The sequence below is a fragment of the Rosenbergiella epipactidis genome, assembly GCF_018494055.1.
GTDB classification, from domain to species: Bacteria; Pseudomonadota; Gammaproteobacteria; order Enterobacterales; family Enterobacteriaceae; genus Rosenbergiella; species Rosenbergiella epipactidis.
The window spans coordinates 392,461-418,943 of sequence record NZ_JABBFQ010000002.1; the positions used below are offsets into that span (position 1 = coordinate 392,461).

The following is a 26,483-nucleotide window of genomic DNA, read 5'->3' on the forward strand; positions in this document are numbered from 1 at the left end:
TAAGTGTCAAGGTCGTTGTCTTTAAGATTCAGGAGAATACATGGAGTTCAGTGTAAAAAGCGGTAGCCCAGAGAAACAACGTAGTGCCTGCATCGTCGTCGGGGTGTTCGAACCTCGTCGTTTATCCCCGATCGCGGAACAACTGGATAAAATCAGCGACGGATACATCAGCGCTCTACTGCGTCGTGGCGAGCTAGAAGGCAAAGTCGGTCAAACGCTGCTACTTCATCACGTTCCAAATGTACTTTCCGAACGTATCTTATTGATCGGTTGCGGTAAAGAACGTGAACTTGACGAGCGTCAATACAAGCAAATTATTCAAAAAACCATTAGCACCTTGAATGAAACCGGCTCAATGGAAGCCGTGTGCTTCTTAACCGAACTGCATGTTAAAGGCCGGAATAATTACTGGAAAGTCCGCCAAGCAGTCGAGACGGCTAAAGAATCACTTTATTCGTTCGACCAGCTAAAAAGTAACCGCATTGAGCCACGTCGCCCACTGCGTAAACTGGTATTTAACGTGCCGACTCGCCGTGAATTAACCAGTGGCGAGCGTGCCATCCAGCATGGACTAGCCATTGCCGCCGGTGTACAAGCCGCGAAAGATCTCGGCAATATGCCACCCAATATCTGTAACCCGGCCTATCTTGCTTCGCAAGCCCGTCAATTGGCGGACGCAAATAGCACCCACATTACTACCCGGGTGATTGGCGAACAGCAGATGAAAGAGCTAGGCATGAATGCCTACTTAGCTGTGGGTGCGGGGTCGCATTTTGAATCCTTAATGTCGGTCATTGAGTATAAAGGCCACCCAGATGCAGATAGCCGCCCTATTGTATTAGTCGGCAAAGGATTAACCTTTGACTCCGGCGGTATCTCTATCAAGCCTGGCGAAGCCATGGACGAAATGAAATACGACATGTGTGGCGCAGCCACGGTGTACGGCGTTATGCGTATGGTTGCTGAGCTTAAGCTGCCTCTAAACGTAGTGGGGATTCTGGCAGGGTGTGAAAATATGCCTGATGGACGTTCACTGCGCCCGGGAGATATCCTCACCACCATGTCCGGCCAAACCGTGGAGGTGTTGAACACCGATGCTGAAGGCCGTTTAGTACTTTGTGATGCCCTCACCTACGTCGAACGTTTCGATCCTGAACTGGTTATCGATGTTGCGACCTTAACCGGCGCGTGCGTCGTCGCTCTGGGCCATCATATTAGTGGTTTACTTTCTAACCATAATCCACTGGCACATGAGTTGGTCAGCGCCTCGGAACAAGCGGGCGACCGCGCGTGGCGTTTACCCTTGGCCGATGAGTACCAAGAACAGCTTGAATCTAATTTCGCCGATATCGCAAATATAGGTGGGCGAGCTGGCGGCGCGATTACCGCGGGCTGTTATCTGTCGCGCTTCACCCGTAAATATAATTGGGCGCACTTGGACATTGCGGGTACGGCATGGCGTTCAGGTAAAGCGAAAGGGGCAACTGGTCGACCGGTTCCGCTTCTTTCTCAGTTCTTGCTGAATCGCGCAGGGTTAACCCCAGAAGAGTAATCGCCCCCACGACACTAAGGAGCCCTTCATTGGGTTCCTTTCCTTATTCTTAGGGTTTACAAGCTAACATGAAAAATGCGACGTTTTACCTGCTTCCTGCAGACGCTGTTGATCAGCCGCTTAGCGCAGCTGAAATCGCGGCCTGCGACCTCGCCGCGCACTTTTGGCGTGAAGGTAAACGTATCCTTATTGCCTGTCATGATGAAGCACAAGCATTACGACTGGATGAAGCACTTTGGCAACGTCCCGCCGACGCTTTTGTTCCGCATAATTTAGCAGGTGAAGGACCTCGACAAGGTGCGCCGGTTGAACTGGCCTGGCCACAGAAGCGTGGAAGCAGCGCACGTGACCTACTGATTAGTTTACTTCCCCATTTCGCAGACTTTGCTACGGGATTCTATGAAGTGGTAGACTTCGTCCCTGAAGATAACAACTTAAAACAACTGGCCCGTGATCGTTATAAAGCGTATCGCAGTGCTGGATTTCAATTGAATACTGTAACGGCAGCATCGGCATAATTCCTATGGAAAAAACATATAACCCGCAAGAGATCGAACAGCCGCTTTATGAGCACTGGGAAAAGCAAGGCTACTTCAAACCACATGGCGATCTAAATAAAGAGAGCTACTGCATCATGATCCCACCGCCGAATGTTACCGGCAGCTTACATATGGGACATGCTTTCCAACAGACCATCATGGATACCTTGGTGCGTTACCAACGCATGCAAGGCAAAAATACCCTGTGGCAAGCAGGTACCGACCATGCCGGTATCGCCACCCAGATGGTGGTTGAGCGTAAGATCGCTGCGGAAGAGGGTAAAACCCGCCAAGATTATGGCCGTGATGCATTCATTGATAAAATTTGGCAATGGAAAGCGGAATCAGGAGGCAACATTACCAATCAGATGCGCCGTCTCGGTAACTCTGTTGATTGGGAACGTGAACGCTTCACCATGGATGATGGGCTTTCCAATGCAGTAAAAGAAGTCTTTGTCCGCTTATACAACGAGAACCTGATCTACCGCGGTAAGCGCCTCGTTAACTGGGATCCTAAACTGCGTACCGCGATTTCCGATCTGGAAGTCGAAAACCGTGAGTCGAAAGGATCGATGTGGCACATCCGCTATCCGCTTGCTGATGGCGTTAAGACGGCTGACGGTAAAGATTACATCATCGTCGCCACGACCCGCCCTGAAACCCTGCTAGGGGATACTGGTGTTGCGGTTAACCCTGAAGATCCTCGTTATGCTAACTTAATTGGCAAAGAACTGATCCTGCCTCTGATCAACCGTCGCATCCCTATTCTTGGGGATGAGCACGCAGACATGACCAAAGGCACCGGTTGCGTAAAAATCACGCCAGCGCACGACTTCAATGACTATGAAGTTGGACGCCGCCATAAACTGCCAATGATCAATATCTTGACCTTTGATGGCGATATTCGCCAACAGGCACAAGTGTTCGATACTAACGGTGAAGAGTCTGATGCCTACTCAAGTGAAATGCCTGCCGCCTTTGCGGGACTAGAGCGTTTCGCTGCGCGTAAAGCCATCGTTGCGGCGGTAGAAGAGTTAGGGTTATTAGAAGAAATTAAGCCACACGACTTAACCGTTCCTTACGGTGACCGTGGTGGCGTCGTCATTGAACCGATGCTGACTGACCAATGGTATGTCCGTACAGCGCCGCTGGCTAAAGTTGCGGTAGAAGCGGTTGAAAATGGCGATATCCAGTTCGTTCCTAAACAGTACGAAAATATGTACTACTCATGGATGCGCGATATTCAAGACTGGTGTATTTCTCGTCAACTATGGTGGGGACACCGTATCCCTGCGTGGTACGACGAAAATGGCCAAGTCTATGTCGGACGTACTGAAGAAGAAGTTCGCCGCGAGCACAACCTTGCCGACACTGTTGTCCTAAACCAAGACGAAGACGTTCTCGATACCTGGTTCTCTTCTGGGCTGTGGACCTTCTCAACATTAGGCTGGCCAGAAAATACTGACGCTCTGCGCACCTTCCACCCGACCAACGTCATCGTCAGTGGTTTTGATATTATCTTCTTCTGGATTGCACGCATGATTATGTTGACGATGCATTTCATGAAAGATGAGCAAGGTAAGCCACAAGTTCCTTTCAAAACGGTCTACATGACTGGCCTTATCCGTGATGAAGAAGGACAGAAAATGTCGAAGTCTAAAGGGAATGTTATCGATCCTTTAGATATGGTGGACGGGATTTCCTTAGAAGCTCTGCTTGAAAAGCGTACCGGCAATATGATGCAGCCACAACTGGCTGAGAAAATCCGTAAACGTACTGAAAAGCAATTCCCGAATGGTATTGAACCTTCAGGAACGGATGCTCTGCGCTTTACCTTAGCGGCGCTCGCTTCAACCGGTCGCGACATCAACTGGGATATGAAACGACTCGAAGGCTACCGTAACTTCTGTAATAAGTTATGGAATGCCAGCCGCTTTGTACTGATGAACACCGAAGAGCAAGATTGTGGTTTCCAAGGCGGCGAGCAAGTGCTCTCTCTTGCCGATCGCTGGATCCGCAGTGAGTTCAACCGTACGGTGAAAGCTTACCGCGAAGCCTTAGATACTTACCGTTTCGATATCGCCGCTAACTTGCTGTACGATTTCACTTGGAACCAATTCTGTGACTGGTATTTAGAATTAACCAAACCTGTCATGAACAATGGCAGTGAAGCGGAACTGCGCGGTACCCGTAACACTCTAGTGACCGTACTGGAAGCGTTATTACGCTTGGCACACCCGATTATTCCATTTATCACAGAGACCATCTGGCAGCGCGTCAAAGTGTTGAAAGGGATTACCGACGATACGCTGATGCTGCAAGCCTTCCCAGAATGGGCGGCAGAGAAAGAAGATGCGCAAGCGCAAAGTGATATCGAGTGGATCAAGCAAGCGATCATTGCGGTACGTAACATCCGTGCTGAAATGAATATCTCGCCGAGCAAGCCTCTGGAGTTATCACTGCGTGGTGCGACCTCAGAAGTCGAGCGTCGTGTCTCGGCAAACTTGACCTTCCTGAAGCGTCTCGCGAAGCTGGAAACTATCACCCTACTTGCCGCGGAAGAGAAAGCCCCCGTCTCGGTCACTAAACTGGTCGAAGGAGCTGAGCTCCTTATCCCAATGGCGGGCTTGATCAATAAGGATGTTGAGTTAGAGCGTCTGGCGAAAGAGTTAGGTAAGGTCGATCTCGAGATTGAAAAAATCGCGACTAAGCTGGGTAATGAAGGGTTTGTCGCGCGAGCGCCGGAAGCCGTTGTGGCCAAAGAGCGCGAACGTCTTGCCGACTTAGAACACTCTAAAGCAAAAATTATTGAGCAACAGGGCGTCATTGCCGCACTCTAATCAATAATATATAAATAAATAGCCGGGCATCGTCCCGGCTTTTCTTTGCTCGACCGCGATTCTACCGAGGCTTATCTATGGACCTTCGCAAACTCATCATTGATCACTACCCTGCCCTAACACCTGAACTGCAACGTGCGGCGGCTTTTGTTTTGGAAAATATCAATGATGTCGCGTTGATCTCGATGCGGACCATTGCGCACAATGCCGATCTTAAACCTGCAACACTTTCGCGATTAGCTAAAAAACTCGGTTATGAGGGGTGGGAAGCCTTAAAAGCAGAATTTATCTATTCGTTAAAACTAACGCGTAGCAGTTATGCAAGCCGAGCAGTACGCTTACAGCAGAACTTGCAACAAGAGTCAGCGTATGACGCCGTATTTTCGACCCTAAGCCACTCGCTAGAAGATACGCAATCGTTGAATCAAGACTCTTTACAGCGTGCGGTAACGTTATTGGACGACGCCCAACAAGTTTATGTCTGCGGCTTTCGTGCAAGTTTCTCGATCGCCTGGTCAATATATTACGTTTATCGGCTCTTTCAGCAGCGGGTAACCTTGATCGATAACCTCGCAAATAGCCAACAAATCTTTACGCGTGAATTAACCGACCAAGATAGTGTGTTACTGGTAAGTTTCTCACCTTACTCACGAGAAACGCTACAAATCCTGGAGACGGCCCAGCAGGTAGGGGCAAAAATTGTCGCCATCACAGACTCCCCCTCCTCGCCGTTGGCGCAAGTGGCTGACTGTACGCTTCTCTTTTCGATCGACAGCGCGTCGTTTTTCCCCTCTGTTGTTTCAGGTATGGCCATTGCCGAGGCGTTGCTCGCAAGTTTAGTCGCCAAACATGGCGAACCTGCCGTACAAAGCATTGAGAAGTCTGAAAAATATCTGTTTGAGTCAGGCAGCTATATTGCCAATCGCTAACTTGGCATTTATAAGGCGTAGGGCGTTACCGCATAACATATCTGTAGCAGATAGCGTTCCGCTTCACTCTCCCCTGCGTTAGTCATCACTTGCCCTACAATCATGAAACGGTCTTCAGGGTCTGCACCATTATGGCGTGACCCTCGATTAGCGGTGTTTCCCTTGGATGAAAAAAACACCACTCAGCGACTTTCCTCCCCCTATTTAGGGCGCTAAGCGGTGAGTAAATAGTGCTAAATACCGATCCTCTCGTTAAATCTAGCTGTAAAGGGTATTTCTTTATATTTCCCATGACTTCCCACACGATTTTCTTACTTTGGCATAGCTTTTGCTTTGAGAAGGTTAGCTCTCGTTAACACCTTAAAGGAAATAAACATGTTCACGACCATCAAGAAAATAACTGTAGGCTTCACATTACTTTCAACATTATTCAGTGCCAGTGTGTTAGCGAAGGAGACCCTCAATGTCGGCGTCGATACCGCATTTGTTCCTTTCGAATTTAAACAAGCTGATAAATATGTAGGCTTTGATGTCGACCTTTGGGACGCCATTGCTAAAAAAATGGGCGTCGATTACCGATTACAACCGATGGACTTTTCAGGGCTAATTCCCGGCCTTCAGTCGCGTAATTTAGATGTCGCCATGGCAGGGATCACTATCACTCCTGTGCGCGCTCAAGCCGTTGACTTTAGTGCGCCTTATTATGATGCAGATTTACTGATGGCGGTTAAAAGCAGTGCAACCGGTATTACCAAATTCAGCGATTTAGCAGGGAAAAAAGTGGGACTGAAACAGGGGACCTCCGGGGCAACCTATATGAAAGCTCACGTGAAAGCGGATTACGTTGAATTCCCAAATATCGATAACGCCTATTTGGATCTCCAAGCGGGAAATATCGATGCCGTGGTTCATGACTCCCCTAACGTCATGTATTACATCAAGGTTTCCGGTAATGGAAAAATTAAAGCTACCGGTCAAAATGATAGCGTCCTACCTCAACAATATGGTTTCGCCTTACAGAAAAATAGCCCTTATACCGCGCAGGTTAATAAAGCGCTCGCCGCGCTGAAAGCGGATGGGACTTACGCAAAAATTTATAAAAAATGGTTCGATAAAGCGCCTAAGTAGTCTTGTTGGCCAGCCTAGCTGGCCAACCTTTTTTGTATTGTTGACGGACACCGCTTATGAATTTCGATTTTACCTACGTGTGGCAAGCTTTCCCTATACTGTTACAGGGGCTTAAACTCACGCTTTTTATCTCTTTGCTGGGCTTGTGTGGTGGCTTTGTTATCGGTTTGATTGCTGGAGTGGCACGTGCATTAGGTGGCCGTATCAGTAAAACGCTTTCACTTATTTTTGTCGAGTTGATCCGCGGCACCCCAATCATGGTACAAGTCATGTTTATCTATTTCGCCCTGCCGCTGTTGCTGCCCATTCGAATTGAACCGATTACCGCCGCGGTCGTGACCATTATGATTAACTCGGGAGCCTATATTGCCGAAATAACCCGTGGTGCTATCCTTTCGATTAATAAAGGCTTTAAAGAAGCAGGCTTAGCCATGGGACTTTCCTCCCGCGCAACACTATGGCATATCATCATGCCGCTGGCGCTTCGGAGAATGATTCCGGCGTTAGGTAACCAATGGATTATTAGTATCAAAGATACATCACTGTTTATTGTGATTGGCGTGGCAGAACTGACCCGAGAAGGGCAAGAGATCATCGCCGGTAACTTTAGGGCCTTAGAAGTGTGGACAGCCGTCGCCGCGCTCTATTTAGTGGTCACACTCTGCTTAAGCTTCTTACTGAAAAAATTAGAGAAAAGGTTGCATATCTTATGAATATGGTGGAATTTCAAAACGTCTCTAAAAATTTCGGTAAAACAGAAGTGTTGCACGATATCTCCCTACAGATTGAAAGCGGTGAGGTTGTCGTCATCATTGGCCCTTCTGGCTCCGGTAAGTCGACGCTGCTACGCTGTATCAATAAACTGGAAGAGATCAGTTCAGGAACGCTTATCGTCGCTGGGATGCATATGACCGACCCACACCTCAACGAGTGCGATATTCGCCGAGAAGCAGGGATGGTCTTTCAGCAATTTCATTTATTCCCACATCTGACCGCGCTTGAGAATGTCATGTTTGGCCCATTACGCGTCCGCCATAGCAGTAAAAGTGAAGCCAAGCGCTTAGCATTAGAATTACTTGACCGCGTGGGGTTGAGTAGCCGCGCGGACCATTACCCTTCCGAACTATCAGGCGGACAACAGCAACGTGTCGCTATTGCGCGAGCCTTAGCGATAAAACCTAAAATGATGTTATTTGATGAGCCAACCTCTGCGCTCGATCCTGAATTACGGCATGAAGTGTTGCAAGTCATGCAGTCTCTTGCCGAAGAAGGGATGACCATGGTCATCGTGACTCATGAGATTGGCTTTGCGCGCGATGTAGCTTCCCGCTTAATTTTTATTGACGGCGGAACCATTGCCGAAGATGGCTCCCCTCAGCAGTTATTAAATGAAGGCCAAGGTTGTGAACGGCTACAGACGTTTTTGAAACATGTCTCTTAATCTTGATCGCCACGATACCGATATATCGTGGCGATCTCTTCACTACAACTGGATAGGGCATCCACTGTGAAAACGTAATTCCGGATCTGGAGACCTAATTAATATCGCCTCGGCTCGGCCTATCGCTTGCACCCGTGCGGATATATCAAACTCAGCAATTTGTTGGGCTAAGTGAAGGTAGTCTTGATAATGACGCGCCTCAGACCGGAGTAGCGAAACATAAAATTTTTCTAGCTCAGGGTCTAAATAAGGCGCCAACGCAGCAAAACGTTCGCATGACCGCGCCTCAATGTATGCGCCACAAATAAGTTTATCCACCAGCGTCATTGGCTCATGAGTGGTCACCTCACGCATTAGTGATTTTGCATAGCGACTGGCCGTCATCTTTTTATAGGCGATTCCACGCTGCTGCATAATTTCCCAGACCTGATAAAAGTGATGTAGCTCTTCTTTAATCAATAACATCATTTTTTCCACCAGTTCCCCTGCCCAGGCAAAATCAGTCGCGGTGGTGACTGGGCGACTTAATCCTTTATGGGCGCGGATAAAATCGGGGTCAGGCATCTCGCGGTAAACAAAGGCTTCATAAGGTTTGAGCCATTCGAGGATCGCTTCTCCACTGGGTTTATCTGCCACATATTTACGAATAAGCCATGTCGCCGTGAGTGCCGCCTTGAGTTCACAGACTAAATGATCCGTTAAGAGAAGCGGGAGATTTTCCGGTTTACGCGCTTCGATAATCCAAGCATCTGGGGTCTGGCAGTGGAGGAAGTGTTGAATGGGTTGCAGTAAGGTTTGGGTATTCATAGCATCTTGTTGGTTGGGAAAAACACAGCAGACTTGGCTGCTGTGTGCGAGAGATTAATGGCGAACGCCGTTATCGTCTTCATCGATAGCGTCATCTTCGTCATCTTCGTCGTCTTGCGCATCCGGGTCTTCGAAGTAAGTGCCCCACCCGTCGTAATCCACATTGTGTTTACCGGCGATAGAGACAAGTTGTACAACTTGCGCATCGATCAGTTCTGGGTTGAGGGCAGATTCACTAATGATATCGACGCACATCACGGTGGTCCCATCTTCAAGTTCTAACTCTTCTGGCTCCGTGACTTCGTAACCCGCTTTAAAGGCATCGACTGCGGCTTTTTCAAGTGCGTCAAAGCTATCACAAGAAAAATGGTGTTCAATGGTATAAAGCGCATCTGGATCGCTGCCGTCTTCCAGTAACTCTTCGATAATCGCTAACGTTTCTTCACGTTGCTCGGCTAATAATTCTTCACTGGACATACAAAACCTCTTTCGCTACACGCTGGAATATTGGGGCTATTTTCCCACACACCGCGCTTTGGCACTACTCCCTAAATCGATAATCATCGAAATAAGTTGAAAGTGAATTCTTAGTCATATAAATTGAATATCAATTCAATATTAGGGAGTGCGTCATGTCTTCACTGTACCAGCGGTCGATTCTACGATTACTCGATTGTTCCCAGCAAGAGTTAACCCATCTTCTCACCCTTGCCGCCGACTTAAAACGTGCAAAAAAACAGGGAACCGAGCAGCGTTATCTCTCAGGTAAAAATATCGCGCTGATCTTTGAGAAAGACTCGACGCGTACCCGCTGCTCTTTTGAGGTCGCTGCCTACGATCAAGGTGCTGGTGTTACGTATTTAGGGGCAAGCGGTAGTCAAATCGGTCATAAAGAATCAATCAAAGATTCGGCGCGCGTGCTGGGTAGAATGTATGACGGCATTCAGTATCGAGGATATGGCCAATCCATTGTTGAAACCTTGGCAAAGTATGCGCAAGTCCCGGTATGGAATGGGTTAACCACCGAATTTCACCCGACTCAATTGCTGGCCGATTTACTCACCATGCAAGAACATCTGCCTAATATACCGTGGAATCAGATTAAGCTAGCCTATTTAGGGGATGCCCAAAATAATATGGGTAATACTTTATTAGAAGCCGCAGCACTGACCGGGTTACAGCTAGTGATGGTTGCCCCACAGGCCTGCTGGCCGGCAGCCGAGTTAGTCGCGGAGTGTCAAACACTGGCTGCACAACACGGCGGTACTATTACCTTAACCGAAAATGTTGAGGAAGGTGTTAAGGGCGCTGATTTCCTCTATACCGATGTATGGGTGTCGATGGGTGAGCCGAAGGAAGTGTGGGAAGAGCGTATCGCATTATTACGCGATTATCAGGTCAATCAACAGGTGATCACGGCAACAGGAAATCCGCAGGTTAAGTTCCTACACTGCCTCCCCGCTTTTCATGACACAGAGACTGTGGTCGGTAAGCAGATCGCGGAACACTACAATTTACCGCAAGGCATCGAAGTCACGGATGAGGTTTTCGAATCGTCACACAGTATTGTCTTTGACCAAGCTGAAAACCGGATGCACAGTATTAAGGCCTTGATGGTGGCAACCTTAAGCGCCCAAGTCTAAATACCCATACTGAGTAAGAATGGCCTTATAAGAGGCTATTCTTACGCGAATCTCTATTCAACTCTTTCCCCTCTGCTAGCGCTGAAGGGTCTACGCAGAAATCCATAAGAAATTTTATGCGAATAAAATTATCATCTGATGCAATGGTATAAATGAGACCGTCGATAACGTATTTATTTGCCAAACTATTTATAAATACCTAATCACTCATCACAAAAATACAATCTTATATAATCTGAATATTCTGCGTAAATTTTCATTTTATGGAGTAGTGTTTCTCATCTTACAGAATATCCCTTAAACTCCTACTTGAATAACTCTATATCCCCATCTCTATCTACTGGATTAAACTAATATCTTCCTGAGAATAAAATCTTTTTTATTAAATAGTTACCCATTTTAAAATTAAAAAATATAGCTACTTTTCTGACTTAAATCAGACCCGGTCCAGATAGCGAACAAGGCCCATTTTAATGTGACCAACATCTCTTTTTCTCACCAATATGAATCGCATACTCCGCGACATCGCTCTTGTCTCCTGCGGAGCTAATCTGCTTTATATTGAGAAGAAGGAATTTCTATGGAACGTCATTATGTAGGGTCGGAAATCGGCCAATTAAGAACAGTCATGCTGCATCGCCCTTTTTTAAGTTTACAGCGTCTAACCCCTTCAAACTGCCAGGAGTTACTGTTCGATGATGTACTTTGTGTCGAACGCGCAGTGGAGGAACATAATCAATTTACCCAACTCCTCCGCAATCAAAATATTAATGTCTTACTCCTTGGCGAACTCTTAGCCGAAACGTTACAAAATACCGAAGCACGTGACTGGCTGTTGTCAGCTCAACTCTCTGATTACCGATTGGGACCAACCTTGGCATCCCCCCTCAGAGAGTGGTTAGCGGATCTCCCTGCCGATCAACTCTCACGTTATCTGACGGGTGGACTTACTTGGCAGGAAATACCCGAAACACTCCTTAAATTACGCGCTATCTCGCCGATGCACTCCCCGTTCATCACTCGGCCGCTTCCTAACCACTTATTTACTCGCGATACTTCCTGTTGGATCTATCAAGGTGTCAGCATTAATCCTATGGCAAAATCCGCTCGGCAACGAGAAACCGATAATTTACGGGCGATTTACCGCTGGCATCCACTTTTCCAAGATAGCCAGTATATCAATTACTACGGTAATGAAGAGCGACGCTACGATCATGCCACCCTTGAAGGAGGAGATGTCTTAGTTATCGGTAATGGCACAGTGTTAATTGGCTTATCCGAACGAACCACGATTCAAGGCGTTGAATTCCTCGCCACCTCTCTTTTCCACCACCAACAAGCGAATAAAGTCATTCTAGTTGAATTACCAAAACACCGTGCGTGTATGCACCTCGATACGGTTATGACTCATCTCGATATTGACACCTTTTCGATTTATCCTGAGATTATCCAGCCCGATATGCCGTGCTGCATGTTAACTCCGGATGGAAAAGGGGGAATCAAGCATCATTCTTCCCGTCCACTCGTTACCCTCCTTGAAGAAGCCCTTGCCGTGACTGAAATCCGTTTTATCACTACGGGGGGCGATATTTTTGAGTCAGAACGTGAACAGTGGAACGATGCTAATAATGTGCTCACCCTCAGACCAGGTGTGGTAGTCGGCTATGATCGGAATTTACGCACCAATGAAAAATATGATAAGGCCGGAATAAAGATCTTAACCATTCGTGGGGATGAGCTAGGCAGGGGGCGTGGTGGTGCGAGGTGTATGAGTTGCCCACTAGAACGTGATGATCTAGAGGGAGTCCGCTCATGAGTACAAAACCCACGCTGGTTGTTGCCTTAGGCGGTAACGCATTATTGAAGAGAGGCCAGCCTTTAGAGGCTGACTTACAGCAGAAAAATATTGAATTGGCGGCTCAACAACTTGCGGTACTCAGCCAAGATTGGCGTATTGTGTTGGTTCATGGTAATGGCCCACAGGTCGGATTATTAGCCTTACAAAATGAAGCTTACCAAGATACTAAGCCTTACCCTCTCGATATATTAGTCGCTGAAACCCAAGGGATGATTGGCTATCTATTACAACAAGCCTTACGTAATTATCTGCCAAACAGTTCTGCCGTATGTGTCATAACGCAGGTATTGACTGACAGTAATGACCCTGCTTATCACTCACCCAATAAGTATATTGGACCTAGTTATCGGCGCGAGCAGTTATCCCAGTTAGATCCCTCTTGGCAAATTAAGCCTGATGGCGACACTTTTCGCCGAGTCGTGGCGTCACCGCGTCCGCAAAAAATCCTTGAAACCTCGGTAATTGGCCACCTACTCGAAGATGACCATCTGGTCATCTGCTGTGGGGGCGGTGGCGTACCAGTCATCGAGCAAGGTAATCAGTTACAAGGTACGCCTGCGGTAGTGGATAAAGATCTCGCCGCAGCACTATTGGCTGAGGAGTTGGACGCAGATGCACTGCTTATCCTCACCGATGCAAAAGCAGTGTATCTCGATTGGAACACGCCTCAACAATCTGCGATCAGCAATATTACTTGCCAAGAATTAAATACTATAACGTTTGATCAGGGGTCAATGGGTCCGAAAGTAAAAGCCTGTTGTGCATTTGTCGAAAAAACCCAAGGAATTGCCGCAATCGGTGCGTTAGATGATGCACTCGATATTTTAAACGGTAAGCAAGGGACACGTATTTACCCATCCCATTCATCATAAGGAAACGGCCATGACACACTCACTCAAAAATCGACATTTTTTAAAACTTCTCGACTTTCGTGCAGACGAGATAACCCAGTTAATTGACTTAGCGCTAGAGCTCAAAGCAGACAAAAAATCTGGTCACGAAAAACAGCGGCTTTTACATAAAAATATCGCCCTTATCTTTGAGAAAACCTCGACGCGGACACGCTGCGCATTTGAGGTCGCTGCTTTCGAACAAGGCGCACAAATCACTTATCTGGGGCCTTCGGGGTCTCAAATTGGCCATAAAGAGACGATGAAAGATACAGCCCGAGTACTTGGGCGGATGTATGACGGCATTGAATACCGTGGATATGGTCAGGAAATCGTTGAGGAACTTGCACAATTTGCTGGCGTTCCTGTTTGGAATGGCCTGACCGACCAATTTCATCCCACTCAAATTTTAGCTGATCTGATGACCATGCTGGAACATTCACCAGGTAAAGCCCTAACGGATATCCGTTTCGCCTACCTTGGCGATGCGAGAAATAACATGGGTAACTCTCTTATGGTCGGTGCTGCGATAATGGGGATGGATATTCGTCTAGTCGCCCCACCAGCCTTTTGGCCGGAAGAAGATCTCGTCAATACTTGCCGGGTCTTAGCCGAAAAGAGTGGTGCAAAAATAACCCTTACCGATCATGTAGAAGACGGGGTTGATGGGGTCGATTTCCTTTATACCGATGTTTGGGTCTCCATGGGGGAAGCCGAAGAAGCTTGGCAGCAACGCTTATCGATAATGCAACCTTATCAGGTCAATCAGAAAGCATTGGAAGCAACTCAAAATCCGCAAGTTAAATTTATGCACTGCCTACCCGCCTTCCATAATGCAGACACCGCAATTGGACAAAAAATAGCACAACAGTTTGGGTTAACAGGATTAGAAGTGACTGAAGAGGTTTTCGAATCTTCGCACTCTATCGTGTTTGATCAAGCTGAAAATCGGATGCATACCATTAAAGCGGTTATGGTTGCGACGCTCGCTGACTAAATTAAAACGGTAGGGTGAAATACCCTACCGTGGAGCTCAGTTATGAAAAGTTTAAAATTCCCTTCTGCTTACTCGATACTCTTCATATTAATTATTATTGTCGCGATACTAACGTGGTTCATTCCCGCGGGTCATTATCAGCTCGAATTAAACCCCCTTCTGGGTACTGAAGTACCAGTCGCCGGGACCTATTCTGTGACGCAGTCTAATCCACAGGGTATTACCGATATCTTATTGGCTCCGATAGACGGCTTATGGAACCATCGAACTGGACAAGCGGCAGCTATCGACGTCGCACTCTTCATACTTATTATTGGCGGGTTCTTAGGGATTACCACCAAAACGGGTGCGATCGATGCCGGAATCCAGCGGGTAACAGGGAGGCTAGCAGGGAAAGAAGAGTTAATGATCCCCATTTTAATGGGATTATTTGCGTTAGGGGGAACCATCTATGGTATGGCAGAAGAATCGCTCCCCTTCTATTCGCTACTGGTTCCTGTCATGGTCGCTGCCCGGTTCGATCGTCTCGTTGCCGCAGCGACTGTTTTGTTAGGTGCAGGGATCGGTACTCTAGGATCGACAATTAACCCTTTCGCCACCGTGATTGCGGCGAATGCAGCTGGGATACCTTTCACACAAGGCATGGGACTGCGTATTGTACTGTTGCTCCTATGCTGGTGTCTCGCCGTCGCATGGGTACTCCGTTATGCCATTGCGGTAAGAAAAGATCCCAAAGCTTCCTGCTTGGCGCACCTCGCTGGAAAAAATGATAGTGAAACACCTGTTCCTGTCCATCTCGCGTTCACTCGAACACATAAGGTTATCCTCACTCTATTTACCTGTGCTTTCGCCATCATGATCTACGGCGTGTCTACTAGGGGATGGTGGATGGGTGAAATTTCGGCCATGTTTTTAGGCTTTTCGTTCCTGATAGGGATCGTCGCACGAATGAGTGAGAGTCTTTTTATCGACACCTTTATTGACGGGGCAAAAGAGTTACTGGGCGTTGCATTAATCATCGGTATCGCGCGAGGCATAGTGGTAATGATGGATAATGGCATGATCACTCATACATTACTGCATGCTGCAGAAAGTATGGTGACTGGACTTCCCGCACTCATTTTCGTCTTTGTCAGCTGGGGGTTGGAAGCACTTCTCTCTATTCTTATTCCTTCCTCTTCCGGCTTAGCGGTGATGAGTATGCCTATTATGGCACCACTCGCCGACTTCGCAGGTTTACCTCGTCATTTGATGGTCACTATCTATCAATCGGCCTCGGGTATTGTCAACTTGGTTACTCCCACCTCGGGAGTCGTAATGGGGGGATTAGCCATCGCCAAAGTCCCTTATGGTCAATATCTGCGTTGGGTCGCACCACTACTGCTCGCCCTGATAATAGTTAACCTATTTGTATTGAGCCTCAGTGCGCTGCTCTAAGCGTGAACTTATTATGGAGAGAGCATGAGATGGAACGTAAAAATGTGACCGAAAAAGGCTTAGTCGCCCTTTGTCAGCAACTGATTGTCAGAGGTACCTATGCCCATCAGACGGCTTTACAAAAAGACCTTGAAAAGATCGTTGGCCGCATTAGTTTAGCGACCGTTTCTCGATTATTACATCAACTCGGCGTAACCAAAATTCAGAATGCTCGAGGAGAACGTATCTATGCTATCGATAGCTTGCACCAGCCTAGGCTCACCCCGCAGCATCCTTTAGCCGAGATGGTCATCGATATCGTCAATAACGAGAGTTTTGTGTTGATTCATACAGCCCCCGGTTACAGTCAAGCGATTGCTAGGCTCATCGACTGTCAACATGCTGATGACATCTTAGGCGTTGTGGCGGGTAACGATAATGTCTGGATTGCCCCGAAGGATTGTCAGTCAACAGCACAGCTATGTCATGGGCTACGCGATTGGTTGCGAGTGGGGTGCAAAAATTGAAGAATTAACTATTCTCCAACCTCGGCTCTCTGCGTATAATGCCGAACATTAAGCTTAGAGAACTTTGTTATGCTAACGACGATTCCAACACATCAGACACTCAACCTGCCTGTCAGCGGGAATACGTGCCGTGGTTCTCTAAGCCCCATTATTCAGAAGAAAAGCTCCTATTTTAGGGGCTTTTTTTTTGCCATCCCCCCCAGTTGAGGATATCTCCCATGGCAAACCCCCTATATGGAAAACATATCATTTCAATCAATGATTTCAGTCGTAGCGAGCTGGAACTGGTTTTAGAAACGGCAGCCTATCTAAAAGCAAATCCACAGCCAGAACGATTGAAGCATAAAGTGATTGGAAGCTGTTTTTTTGAGGCCTCAACCCGTACACGCCTCTCCTTTGAGACCGCGATCCAGCGGTTAGGGGCTTCAGCCGTTGGCTTTGCCGATGGCGGTAATACTTCCTTAGGTAAGAAAGGTGAAACACTTGCCGATACCATCTCGGTGATTAGTCACTATGTCGATGCTATCGTTATGCGTCATCCGCAAGAGGGTGCCGCACGGCTAGCCACTGAATTTTCGGGTAATGTTCCCATCTTAAATGCCGGTGACGGGGCTAACCAGCACCCAACGCAAACCTTATTGGATCTCTTTACCATTCAAGAGACCCAACAGAGCCTTGATAACCTGCATATTGCGATGGTAGGTGATTTAAAATATGGCCGAACCGTTCACTCTTTAGCGCAAGCCTTATCTAAATTCACAGGCAACCATTTCTATTTTATCTCCCCGAATGCCCTCGCTATGCCAACGTACATTACGGATATGTTAGACGAAAGTGGTTGTCCTTGGTCCCAGCACGACAGCATTGAAGACATTATCCCGCAGGTTGATATCCTCTATATGACCCGGGTTCAGAAAGAGCGCTTAGACCCCTCCGAATACGCGAACATGAAGGCTCAATTTATTTTACAGGCCTCGCACTTAGCCGCCGCGAAACCGAATATGAAAGTCCTCCATCCTCTACCCAGAGTCGATGAAATCGCGACAGATGTCGATGAGACTTCCCACGCGTGGTACTTCCAACAAGCGGGGAACGGGATCTATGCCCGACAAGCCCTATTGTCTTTAGTGTTAAATGAAACGTTAGTAGGAGAGGCGTCATGAATCAGGATAAATTACAGGTTGAAGCAATCAATAACGGCAGTGTGATCGACCATATTCCTGCCCGGCTCGGCTTTCGATTACTCACTCTATTTCGCCTCACCGAAACCGACCAGCGCGTCACCATCGGTTTAAATCTCCCTTCCGGCGAAGGCCTCACCAAAGATCTGATCAAGATTGAGAATACGTTCCTAACGGCGGATCAGATTAACCAACTCGCGATCTATGCCCCTAATGCGACGATCAATAATATTGAGAATTTTAAAGTCGTGGCTAAGCTGCGCCCAACGCTACCGGATGAGATCCGTACCGTATTGGTCTGCCCAAATGCTAACTGTATTAGCCATAATGAACCGGTAAATTCACGCTTTGCAGTGAAAACTCGACGAAATGATCTGTATTTACGTTGCCATTATTGCGAGAAAGAGTTTTCCCGCCAGGCGGTGATTGGGCACTGGTAATCAACAGCTCACTCCCTATAATGAAATTTACGCTATTCGTTACCGTCATGAGGAAAAAGTATGTCACGTGAAATTAATACCCACCATGCACCTGCCGCAATTGGCCCTTACGTCCAAGCGGTAGACCTCGGTCAGCTTGTTCTGACGTCAGGCCAAATCCCTGTCGATCCTAAAACGGGCGAAGTTCCTGCTGATATTGCGGCTCAGACTCGCCAATCGTTGAACAACGTTAAAGCGATTATCGAACAAGCAGGTCTAAGCGTGAAAAATATCGTCAAAACCACGGTCTTCGTGAAAGACCTCAATGACTTTGCGACCGTTAACGCCACTTACGAGCAGTTTTTTACTGAGCACCAAGCGCCTTTCCCTGCTCGCTCCTGTGTAGAAGTGGCCCGATTACCCAAAGATGTCGGCATCGAAATCGAAGCCATTGCATTGCGCGGTTAATGAAAGCTAGGCGGAGGCACTGTTATGGCCTCTGCCACAGTAGTTTCGTGCCAAACCCCAATTGGTTGTCGGTCATTTTTAACCGATTTATCTTTAGCTGCCATAACGGTGCGGATTTTTGTTTGGCGATGGGAAAACGTTGTTGATAGGCCTCAAGGCCTCGTTGACCTATATCTCCCTGGGCAAGGGCGATGACTCCCTCAAACTGAACACCCTGTAACTGAGAAACCGATTCGGTTTGCGTACTTACTGTACCGACCACCGACGGGGAAGCGACCATCAACCGCCCATGCTGGGTACTCGGTTCTGTCATGAGCCAAAAGCTGATATTCTCATTATCTAATGCATAGAAGCAGTTAGCCGCCCAAAACTCATCACCGTGTCGGGTACAAAGCGTCAGCACATGTTGGCCAGCTAAGTAGTGTAGGCAGTGTGCTAATTCGTCCACAAGGATCTCCTGACCATGCATCAAGACAGGGCCATAGAACAGGCCGACTGCCAATGGTATTTATATCTGATTCAAACCGCGAGCGGGACACTTTACACCGGTATCACCACCGACGTCGCACGCCGTTTAGCAGAGCATTGCTGTGGCCGTGGTGCGAAGGCACTACGGGGGCGAGGTCCGCTAACCGTTGTCTTTCAGAGTCCCGCAGGCGACCGTGCTAATGCACTCCGTCTGGAATACCGGGTTAAGCAGCTCAGCCGCTTAAAAAAATTGGCTATCGTCAATCAACAGCCATCCAGTATCAGTGATTGGTTAATTCGGTCAGTTCAACGTTAGGTAAGGTCAACACGGCTTGGTGTTGTGCGGCGCCTTGCTCTTCAAGGGGATAAACGACGATCTCTTGTTCACCCAACGTCTCCAGCGTCAATCTTGGTGCGGAGGTGAAACCCTGCTCCTGTAGCCAAGCCAGGGCTTGATAGCCAACCACCGCGCGATAGCTAAATTCATTTAAACTGTCTAATCCTTCGAACAGTAAATCCTTCGCGAGCGACGTTGAGCGGTACTGCGGATCAATTACCGCGGCACTAATTACCACCCAATTGAGGTCTTCTCCATTCAGTTGAATTGGGCTAAAGGCCTGATAGCCTAGTACTTTTCCTTCATCATCTGTCGCCACAACGCCAAGCGTGATTAACCCCGCTTCACGGAGTGCCTGAATACGCTCCGCCAATTGCGGATCTTGAGCACCCTGTCGGATAAGCGTATCAATCCCTGCTGCGTCGAGACCAATTTCAGTACGAAGAAGCATAGTTTTTCCTCTGCAAAGCGTGAAAATGTAGGCAAGGGGTAAAAGCAAAGGCTCGGACAGACCTCGATTTACCTTAACGAAAGTCAGCATAGCATACTCCCTCCCATCTCGGTAACTGGCACAACATCGCTATACTACCTAATGAAACCTGCGCCATATCAATACGACAGAACCTCAGTTCGCACAAACTGCGTGTCACATTTTACTGGCAATGCGTAGAGTGTAGTCATGTCAGCCCCCTTTATACGAAGGTATCCTATGTCTGAAAATCGCCCATTTAAACTATCGGTGTTAGATCTCGCTCCTATTCCGCAATCCTGTGTCGCGAGAGATGCTTTCAAACGTTCCTTAGCCTTAGCGCGCTTCGCTGAGCAAGCGGGATATCATCGTTATTGGTTAGCCGAACACCACAATATGCCTGGGATTGCTAGCGCAGCAACCAGTGTACTTATCGGTTATTTGGCCGCTCATACCCGGCATTTACGATTGGGTTCAGGGGGAGTCATGCTACCCAATCACTCCCCCTTAGTCATTGCGGAACAATTTGGGACCTTAGAATCGCTCTATCCGGGACGAATCGATTTAGGCATTGGTCGTGCACCAGGTAGCGACCCCACTACGATGCAGGCCTTACGCCGCCATAGTACGCCGCAGAGTGAAGAGCGTTTCCCAGAAGACGTCAAACAGCTGATTACATGGTTTGATACGCAAGATGATAACGCTTTCACAGTCCGTCCGGTACCAGGGGTTGGGTTAAATGTGCCCATCTGGCTGCTGGGTTCAAGCATGTACAGTGCCCAGCTCGCGGCGAAGTTGGGGCTCCCCTTCGCTTTCGCCTCGCACTTTGCCCCGGATGTGATTAGCCAGGCAATAGATCTTTATCGTCGAGAGTTCGTTCCGTCAGCTCGGTTATCGCATCCCTATGTGATGATAGGGGTAAATATTATCGCGGCAGAAAGTCGGGCACGAGCACGATTCCTCTTTACCTCGCAACAACAGCAATTTATTCATCTACGTCGCGGTGTACCGGGAAAACTTCCCGAACCGGTGGAAACTATGGATAAAATTTGGACCCCTGCCGAAAGATTCGGCGTGGAGCGAGCATTAAGCCTCTCTTTAGTCGGCGATCTTGCGGCAGTGACGCATGGACTGCGTGCGATTCAGCAGCAGTATCACGTCGATGAAGTGATGGTCAACGGCCAGATTTATGATAATGATGCCCGGATCTATTCTTACCAACTGGCAATGGAAGCGCATCAGGCCATTCATTCACTTTCAGCATAAAAAAAGGGAGCCAAAAGGCTCCCTTAATCATTATCATAGCGTTAATTAACGGCGTGATTCTTCACGGCGTCCACGATGACCTTCACCGCGGTTACCTTCGTTACGGTTACCGCCGCCAAAACGACGTCCACCTTCACGACCACCACGGCCAGCACCAGCACCGTCACGGCCACCGCCATCACGACCGCCACGTCCACGGCGTGGTTCACCTGGCTGTGCATCACCCATTAACTGCATGTTCATCGGTTTGTTCAGGATGCGAGTTTTAGTGAAGTGTTGTAATACTTCACCTGGCATACCTTTTGGTAACTCAATGGTTGAGTGACCATCAAACAATTTGATGTTACCGATGTAACGGCTGCTGATATCACCTTCGTTAGCGATAGCACCAACGATATGACGAACTTCAACGCCATCATTGCGACCAACTTCGATACGGTAAAGCTGCATATCACCGACATCACGACGCTCACGGCGTGGACGCTCTTCGCGGTTACCACCACGGCGATCATCACCGCGACGCTCGTCACGACGATCATCACGCTCGCGGAATTCACGACGTGGAGGACGTGGAGCTTCAGCAGGAACGATTAATGAACGCTCACCTTGTGCCATCTTCAGCAGAGCTGCGGCCAGTGTTTCCATATCAAGATCTTCTTGAGGAGACAGCTTGGTCAACAGACCACGGTAGAGGTCAAGATCACTGCTTTCCAGTTGTTGTTGGACACGCGCAGCAAATTTCTCTTGGCGACGAGTACTTAACAGTTCTGCATTGGGAAGCTCAACTTCTGGAATCGTCAGCTTCATAGTGCGTTCGATGTTACGCAGTAAACGACGCTCACGGTTTTCAACAAACAGTAAAGCGCGGCCCGCACGTCCTGCACGGCCAGTACGACCGATACGGTGAACGTAAGACTCTGCGTCCAATGGAATATCGTAGTTAACGACTAAGCTAATACGCTCAACGTCTAATCCACGCGCCGCAACATCAGTCGCGATCAGGATATCAAGACGGCCATCTTTTAAACGCTCGAGGGTTTGCTCACGTAACGCTTGGTTCATGTCGCCGTTTAAGGCTGCGCTGTTGTACCCATTGCGTTCTAAGGTTTCAGCCACTTCTAAGGTTGCATTTTTGGTACGTACGAAAATAATCGCCGCGTCAAAATCTTCCGCTTCTAAGAAACGAACTAATGCATCACTTTTACGGCCGTAAGCAGTCCAATAAGATTGGCTGATGTCTGGACGCGTAGTTAAGCTCGATTGGATACGAACTTCTTGTGGGTTGTTCATAAAACGACGAGTAATACGACGAATCGCTTCTGGCATCGTTGCCGAGAACAGCGCTGTCTGATGACCTTCTGGGATTTGCGCCATAATGGTTTCAACGTCTTCGATGAAGCCCATGCGAAGCATTTCGTCTGCTTCGTCCAGCACTAAACCACGCAGATTTGACAGGTCAAGGGTGCCGCGTTTTAAGTGATCAAGTAAACGTCCAGGGGTTCCCACAACAATTTGTGGACCTTGACGTAATGCGCGCAGTTGCACGTCATAACGTTGGCCACCGTAAAGTGCCAGAACGTTAACGCCACGCATATGTTTAGAGAATTCGTTACATGCTTCACCTACCTGAACCGCCAACTCACGGGTTGGAGCAAGCACCAGAATTTGAGGCGCTTTTAAAGTAGGGTCGATGTTATTTAATAATGGCAGTGAGAAGGCTGCCGTTTTACCACTTCCGGTTTGGGCCATACCCAGTACATCACGGCCAGCTAGCAGATGTGGAATACACTCCGCTTGAATAGGTGATGGTTTTACGTAACCCAGATCGTTCAGTGCAGAAAGAATGGATTCGTTAAGGCCTAGATCGGAAAAAGTGGTTTGAATATCAGTCATGTAGTACAAGTGCCTCGTAGATTGCGGCGGCCAGTCTACATAACTCGTCATGAAAACTTTCAGGTCTTTTCATTGATAAGTGTGAACCGGCTCAAATTAGAAGTTTTTGACAAAAAAGACACCCTCATCCCAGAAGGATGATGGAAAGTTAATTCCTAGATGAAAAGTTTTTGTCAGCTATTGCTGGTCAGATTCTGATAAGTCGTCTTGTGCTTGGCCGAGTAGCGCCAGCTCCAACAATGCATATCGGTGCTCAACAAAGTTATTCACGTTGTTAGCGACCGTCAGTTTGAATAACGCTTCTGCGTTATCCTTCTCCCCCAGACTTAGGTAATGTTTACCTAAATAGAAGTTGGTTTCACTGAGATGTTCAGCGAGCGAGGTGTTATCCGTAGCATCTTCCTGGAGACTCTGCATCAGCTGCTTTTCGCTGATTTTTCCCAGGTAGAATTCGACTATTTTCCATCCCCATTGATCTCTTTTCGCTGCATTATAGCGTTGCTGCAATGCAGAGGTTGCTTTGTCGGCATCGATTTTCTCTTCCGCCAAGTAAAGCCATAAACTCCGAAAAGGGTCATTAGGATCGTCGTGATAAAACGCCAGCAGATCATCTTGCGCTAGCTTATACCGGCCACCATAGTAAAACGCGATGCCACGGTTAAGATGCGCATAATTGTAAGTTGGATCAAGTTCCAGTACAGAATCAAACGCTTCATAGGCAGCATCATAGTTGCCTGCCTGCGTAAGATAAATACCTAAATAATTGAAGACTTCAGGCATATCTGGTCTTATGGACAATGCTTGGGAAAAATCGTTCCGCGCTAATGCCCGCAAACCAAGACTATCATACAACACTCCGCGCTCATATAACAACTGCGCGCGTTCATCTTCTGTCAGTGAACGACTGGCAAGTATTTGTTCCATACGTGCAAGCATCACTTCTTGTTGCAAAGTTGGCTGTAAAGGCACGGCTAATACCTCGTCCTTACGCCAATTTGCGTTGCTACATCCAGCCAGCAACAAAGCTGTCGCAATAAAACCCCAGCGTAAATAAGGCTTCATTCTTCCACTCCCAGGTACCAGCATGCGGATGCAGTCAACAATGAGGTGTCTCATTACTTTGACACCTCCAAAAATAAATCCTGCTTCAGTATTGAAGCAGGAAAGGGTCATGACGATTACTCAGCGTCAGTCGCTGGTGCGTCGGTCGCTTCAGAGGCTTCAGCTTGCGGTTTTTCCACAGCTTCTTTCATACTTAAGCGTACACGGCCTTGGCGGTCGATTTCTAGTACCTTAACCGGCACTTCTTGCGCCATTTGCAGGTAATCGGAGACTTTCTCTACGCGCTTGTCGGCGATTTGAGAAATATGCACCAGACCTTCTTTACCGCCACCGATTGAAACGAATGCACCGAAGTCAACGATACGGGTCACTTTACCGTTGTAGATACGACCCACTTCGATGTCCGCGGTAATCTCTTCGATACGACGAATTGCTTCTTTCGCTTTATCGCCATCTGTAGCCGCAATTTTAACCGTACCGTCATCTTCGATTTCGATAGTGGTCCCCGTTTCTTCGGTTAACGCACGGATAACTGAACCACCTTTACCGATAACGTCCTTGATTTTATCAGGACTGATACGGATGGTATGGATGCGTGGAGCGAACTCAGAGATATCACCACGGTGAGTACCGATCGCTTCTTCCATCACACTCAGAATATGTAAACGAGCGCCTTTCGCTTGGCTAAGGGCCGCTTGCATAATTTCGCGAGTGATACCTTCAATTTTGATATCCATTTGCAGTGCAGTGATACCTTCACGGCTTCCCGCAACTTTAAAGTCCATATCACCAAGGTGGTCTTCATCACCTAAGATGTCAGACAGCACGACAAAACGTTCGTCTTCTTTTACCAGGCCCATAGCAATACCGGCTACCGCTGCTTTGATCGGTACACCCGCATCCATCAGCGCCAGTGAAGCACCACATACAGAAGCCATTGATGAAGAACCGTTTGATTCAGTAATCTCTGACACCACACGAACGGTGTACGGGAATTCATCTTGCTTAGGCATAACGGCTAATACGCCACGTTTCGCTAAACGACCGTGACCAATTTCACGACGCTTAGGTGAACCGACCATACCCGTTTCACCAACAGAATACGGAGGGAAGTTGTAGTGGAACAAGAATGAATCTGATTTTTCGCCCATCAGCTCATCCAGGCTCTGCGCATCACGTGCTGTACCTAATGTCGCAGTCACTAACGCCTGAGTTTCACCACGAGTAAACAGCGATGAACCATGGGTACGCGGTAGAACACCGGTGCGGACATCGAGGCCACGAACCATGTCTTTCTCACGACCATCAATACGTGGTTCACCGTTTAAGACACGGCTACGTACCACGTTTTTCTCGATCGCATGCAGAATATCGCTGATTTCACCTTCGTCTAGGCTTTCATCTTCTGCTAGTAACGTCGCGGTTGTTTCGCTTTTGATCACACCAACTTGAGCATAACGCTCTTGTTTTTCAGTAATACGGTAAGCTTCGCTTAAACGGCTCTCTGCCAGCGCCGCGATGCGGCTGTTAAGGCTTTCGTTAACGGCTTCTGGCTGCCAATCCCAACGAGGTTTGCCCGCTTTCTCAACCAGTTGTTTGATATTCTCAATAACAACTTGTTGTTGATCGTGACCGAAGACAACCGCACCAAGCATTTGGTCTTCTGACAGAATCTCAGCTTCAGATTCAACCATCAATACTGCGTTTTCAGTACCCGCTACCACTAAATCTAAGCGGCTTGTCGCCAGCTCTTCAGCCGTTGGGTTTAAAACATACTGATCGTTGATGTAACCTACGCGCGCCGCACCAATTGGACCGTTGAACGGGATACCTGATAGCGATAACGCGGCAGAGGCACCGATCATCGCAACGATGTCAGGGTGGACTTGTGGGTTTACAGAAACGACGGTCGCAATAACCTGTACTTCGTTAACGAAACCTTCTGGGAATAATGGGCGTACTGGACGGTCGATAAGACGAGCGATTAACGTTTCGCCTTCGCTTGGACGACCTTCACGACGGAAGAAGCTTCCTGGAATACGGCCCGCTGCGTAAGTACGCTCTTGATAGTTAACGGTAAGCGGGAAGAAGTCTTGACCTGCTTTCGCTTTTTTCTGGCCTACAACAGTAACGAATACACAAGTATCGTCCATGCTCACCATAACCGCTGCGGTCGCTTGACGCGCCATCATACCGGTTTCGATGGTAACGGTGTGTTGACCGTATTGGAATTTTTGAATTGTCGGATTAAGCAAAATCGTTTCCTTTATCGAGGAGTGTAACGCAATAAGTCATCATTAATGTGAATAGTTTGCATCCTCGCGACTAATGGTAAGACTCAATAAACAGCTTA

Annotated in this window: 27 protein-coding genes; 18 read left to right on the forward strand and 9 right to left on the reverse strand. The window is 47.9% G+C overall.

Annotated elements, in window-relative coordinates; genetic code table 11:
• The first annotated feature begins 40 nt into the window (after positions 1-40).
• The 4 genes from pepA (at position 41) to HGT71_RS04725 (ending at position 5,860) form a co-directional block, all read left to right on the forward strand.
• Complete coding sequence (gene pepA / locus HGT71_RS04710; protein WP_099822890.1) at positions 41-1,552, forward strand: leucyl aminopeptidase; 1,512 nt, start codon at positions 41-43, stop codon at positions 1,550-1,552.
• Between the two features lie 68 nt (positions 1,553-1,620).
• On the forward strand, positions 1,621-2,070 hold the full coding sequence (locus HGT71_RS04715) for a DNA polymerase III subunit chi (protein WP_214216813.1): 450 nt from the start codon (positions 1,621-1,623) through the stop codon (positions 2,068-2,070).
• 5 nt (positions 2,071-2,075) lie between these two features.
• A complete protein-coding gene (locus HGT71_RS04720) occupies positions 2,076-4,931 on the forward strand; it encodes a valine--tRNA ligase (RefSeq protein ID WP_214216814.1) in 2,856 nt (951 codons plus the stop codon).
• A 77-nt stretch (positions 4,932-5,008) separates the two neighbouring features.
• Entirely contained in the window at positions 5,009-5,860 is an 852-nt protein-coding gene (locus HGT71_RS04725; RefSeq protein WP_214216815.1) for a MurR/RpiR family transcriptional regulator, read from the forward strand.
• 8 nt (positions 5,861-5,868) lie between these two features.
• Here HGT71_RS04725 and HGT71_RS04730 read toward each other — a convergent pair whose 3' ends face one another.
• A complete protein-coding gene (locus tag HGT71_RS04730) occupies positions 5,869-6,042 on the reverse strand; it encodes a hypothetical protein (RefSeq protein ID WP_214216816.1) in 174 nt (57 codons plus the stop codon).
• A 193-nt stretch (positions 6,043-6,235) separates the two neighbouring features.
• Between HGT71_RS04730 and glnH the strand changes: the two genes are divergently transcribed.
• The 3 genes from glnH to glnQ are packed head-to-tail and all read left to right on the forward strand — an operon-like array spanning position 6,236 to position 8,429.
• Complete coding sequence (gene glnH, locus HGT71_RS04735; protein ID WP_214216817.1) at positions 6,236-6,988, forward strand: glutamine ABC transporter substrate-binding protein GlnH; 753 nt, start codon at positions 6,236-6,238, stop codon at positions 6,986-6,988.
• A gap of 56 nt (positions 6,989-7,044) precedes the next feature.
• Complete coding sequence (gene glnP, locus HGT71_RS04740; protein WP_214216818.1) at positions 7,045-7,701, forward strand: glutamine ABC transporter permease GlnP; 657 nt, start codon at positions 7,045-7,047, stop codon at positions 7,699-7,701.
• A gap of 2 nt (positions 7,702-7,703) precedes the next feature.
• Positions 7,704-8,429, forward strand: a complete 726-nt coding sequence (gene glnQ, locus HGT71_RS04745) for a glutamine ABC transporter ATP-binding protein GlnQ (RefSeq protein ID WP_214216925.1) — start codon at positions 7,704-7,706, stop codon at positions 8,427-8,429.
• Between the two features lie 42 nt (positions 8,430-8,471).
• On the opposite strand, the gene miaE is transcribed toward glnQ, so the two are convergent.
• The gene (gene miaE / locus HGT71_RS04750; protein ID WP_214216819.1) at positions 8,472-9,236 is read right to left on the reverse strand and encodes a tRNA isopentenyl-2-thiomethyl-A-37 hydroxylase MiaE; all 765 of its coding nucleotides are present in this window, start codon (positions 9,234-9,236) and stop codon (positions 8,472-8,474) included.
• Between the two features lie 54 nt (positions 9,237-9,290).
• Positions 9,291-9,713, reverse strand: a complete 423-nt coding sequence (gene rraB, locus HGT71_RS04755) for a ribonuclease E inhibitor RraB (protein WP_048911419.1) — start codon at positions 9,711-9,713, stop codon at positions 9,291-9,293.
• A gap of 155 nt (positions 9,714-9,868) precedes the next feature.
• Between rraB and argF (HGT71_RS04760) the strand changes: the two genes are divergently transcribed.
• The 9 genes from argF (HGT71_RS04760) (at position 9,869) to HGT71_RS04800 (ending at position 18,635) form a co-directional block, all read left to right on the forward strand.
• On the forward strand, positions 9,869-10,879 hold the full coding sequence (gene argF / locus HGT71_RS04760; protein ID WP_214216820.1) for an ornithine carbamoyltransferase: 1,011 nt from the start codon (positions 9,869-9,871) through the stop codon (positions 10,877-10,879).
• Between the two features lie 580 nt (positions 10,880-11,459).
• On the forward strand, positions 11,460-12,695 hold the full coding sequence (arcA, locus tag HGT71_RS04765; RefSeq protein WP_214216821.1) for an arginine deiminase: 1,236 nt from the start codon (positions 11,460-11,462) through the stop codon (positions 12,693-12,695).
• Positions 12,692-13,609 (forward strand): carbamate kinase, encoded by a 918-nt coding sequence (gene arcC, locus HGT71_RS04770; RefSeq protein ID WP_214216822.1) that lies wholly within the window; start codon positions 12,692-12,694, stop codon positions 13,607-13,609. The genes arcA and arcC overlap by 4 nt, the downstream gene beginning before the upstream one ends.
• A gap of 10 nt (positions 13,610-13,619) precedes the next feature.
• The gene (gene argF / locus HGT71_RS04775; protein WP_214216823.1) at positions 13,620-14,624 is read left to right on the forward strand and encodes an ornithine carbamoyltransferase; all 1,005 of its coding nucleotides are present in this window, start codon (positions 13,620-13,622) and stop codon (positions 14,622-14,624) included.
• Positions 14,625-14,666: 42 nt separating this feature from the next.
• On the forward strand, positions 14,667-16,061 hold the full coding sequence (locus HGT71_RS04780; RefSeq protein ID WP_214216824.1) for a YfcC family protein: 1,395 nt from the start codon (positions 14,667-14,669) through the stop codon (positions 16,059-16,061).
• 29 nt (positions 16,062-16,090) lie between these two features.
• The gene (locus tag HGT71_RS04785; RefSeq protein ID WP_214216825.1) at positions 16,091-16,567 is read left to right on the forward strand and encodes an arginine repressor; all 477 of its coding nucleotides are present in this window, start codon (positions 16,091-16,093) and stop codon (positions 16,565-16,567) included.
• A 218-nt stretch (positions 16,568-16,785) separates the two neighbouring features.
• Positions 16,786-17,730 carry an aspartate carbamoyltransferase gene (pyrB, locus tag HGT71_RS04790; protein ID WP_214216826.1) on the forward strand — a complete coding sequence of 315 codons (945 nt, stop codon included), beginning with the start codon at positions 16,786-16,788 and terminating at the stop codon, positions 17,728-17,730.
• Positions 17,727-18,188, forward strand: a complete 462-nt coding sequence (gene pyrI, locus HGT71_RS04795) for an aspartate carbamoyltransferase regulatory subunit (RefSeq protein ID WP_214216827.1) — start codon at positions 17,727-17,729, stop codon at positions 18,186-18,188. Before pyrB ends, pyrI begins: the two co-directional genes overlap by 4 nt.
• Positions 18,189-18,248: 60 nt before the next feature.
• Entirely contained in the window at positions 18,249-18,635 is a 387-nt protein-coding gene (locus HGT71_RS04800; protein ID WP_214216828.1) for a RidA family protein, read from the forward strand.
• Between the two features lie 22 nt (positions 18,636-18,657).
• Here HGT71_RS04800 and HGT71_RS04805 read toward each other — a convergent pair whose 3' ends face one another.
• The gene (locus tag HGT71_RS04805; protein WP_214216829.1) at positions 18,658-19,083 is read right to left on the reverse strand and encodes a YhbP family protein; all 426 of its coding nucleotides are present in this window, start codon (positions 19,081-19,083) and stop codon (positions 18,658-18,660) included.
• 15 nt (positions 19,084-19,098) lie between these two features.
• On the opposite strand from HGT71_RS04805, the gene HGT71_RS04810 reads away from it, so the two are divergent.
• Positions 19,099-19,419 carry a GIY-YIG nuclease family protein gene (locus tag HGT71_RS04810; RefSeq protein WP_214216830.1) on the forward strand — a complete coding sequence of 107 codons (321 nt, stop codon included), beginning with the start codon at positions 19,099-19,101 and terminating at the stop codon, positions 19,417-19,419.
• Here the strand turns inward: HGT71_RS04810 and HGT71_RS04815 are convergent.
• Positions 19,385-19,891, reverse strand: coding sequence for a GNAT family N-acetyltransferase (locus tag HGT71_RS04815; protein ID WP_214216831.1), 507 nt, complete (start codon positions 19,889-19,891; stop codon positions 19,385-19,387). The two genes, HGT71_RS04810 and HGT71_RS04815, sit on opposite strands and share 35 nt — an antisense overlap.
• Positions 19,892-20,149: 258 nt before the next feature.
• On the opposite strand from HGT71_RS04815, the gene HGT71_RS04820 reads away from it, so the two are divergent.
• Positions 20,150-21,175 (forward strand): luciferase-like monooxygenase, encoded by a 1,026-nt coding sequence (locus tag HGT71_RS04820; protein ID WP_214216832.1) that lies wholly within the window; start codon positions 20,150-20,152, stop codon positions 21,173-21,175.
• Positions 21,176-21,220: 45 nt separating this feature from the next.
• Here HGT71_RS04820 and HGT71_RS04825 read toward each other — a convergent pair whose 3' ends face one another.
• The 4 genes from HGT71_RS04825 to pnp form a co-directional block, all read right to left on the reverse strand.
• Complete coding sequence (locus HGT71_RS04825) at positions 21,221-23,068, reverse strand: DEAD/DEAH family ATP-dependent RNA helicase (RefSeq protein WP_214216833.1); 1,848 nt, start codon at positions 23,066-23,068, stop codon at positions 21,221-21,223.
• Entirely contained in the window at positions 23,061-23,141 is an 81-nt protein-coding gene (gene yrbN / locus HGT71_RS15995; RefSeq protein ID WP_099822905.1) for a protein YrbN, read from the reverse strand. Before yrbN ends, HGT71_RS04825 begins: the two co-directional genes overlap by 8 nt.
• Positions 23,142-23,245: 104 nt before the next feature.
• The gene (gene nlpI, locus HGT71_RS04835) at positions 23,246-24,130 is read right to left on the reverse strand and encodes a lipoprotein NlpI (RefSeq protein ID WP_099822906.1); all 885 of its coding nucleotides are present in this window, start codon (positions 24,128-24,130) and stop codon (positions 23,246-23,248) included.
• A 116-nt stretch (positions 24,131-24,246) separates the two neighbouring features.
• On the reverse strand, positions 24,247-26,385 hold the full coding sequence (pnp, locus tag HGT71_RS04840; RefSeq protein ID WP_214216834.1) for a polyribonucleotide nucleotidyltransferase: 2,139 nt from the start codon (positions 26,383-26,385) through the stop codon (positions 24,247-24,249).
• Positions 26,386-26,483: the final 98 nt, after the last annotated feature.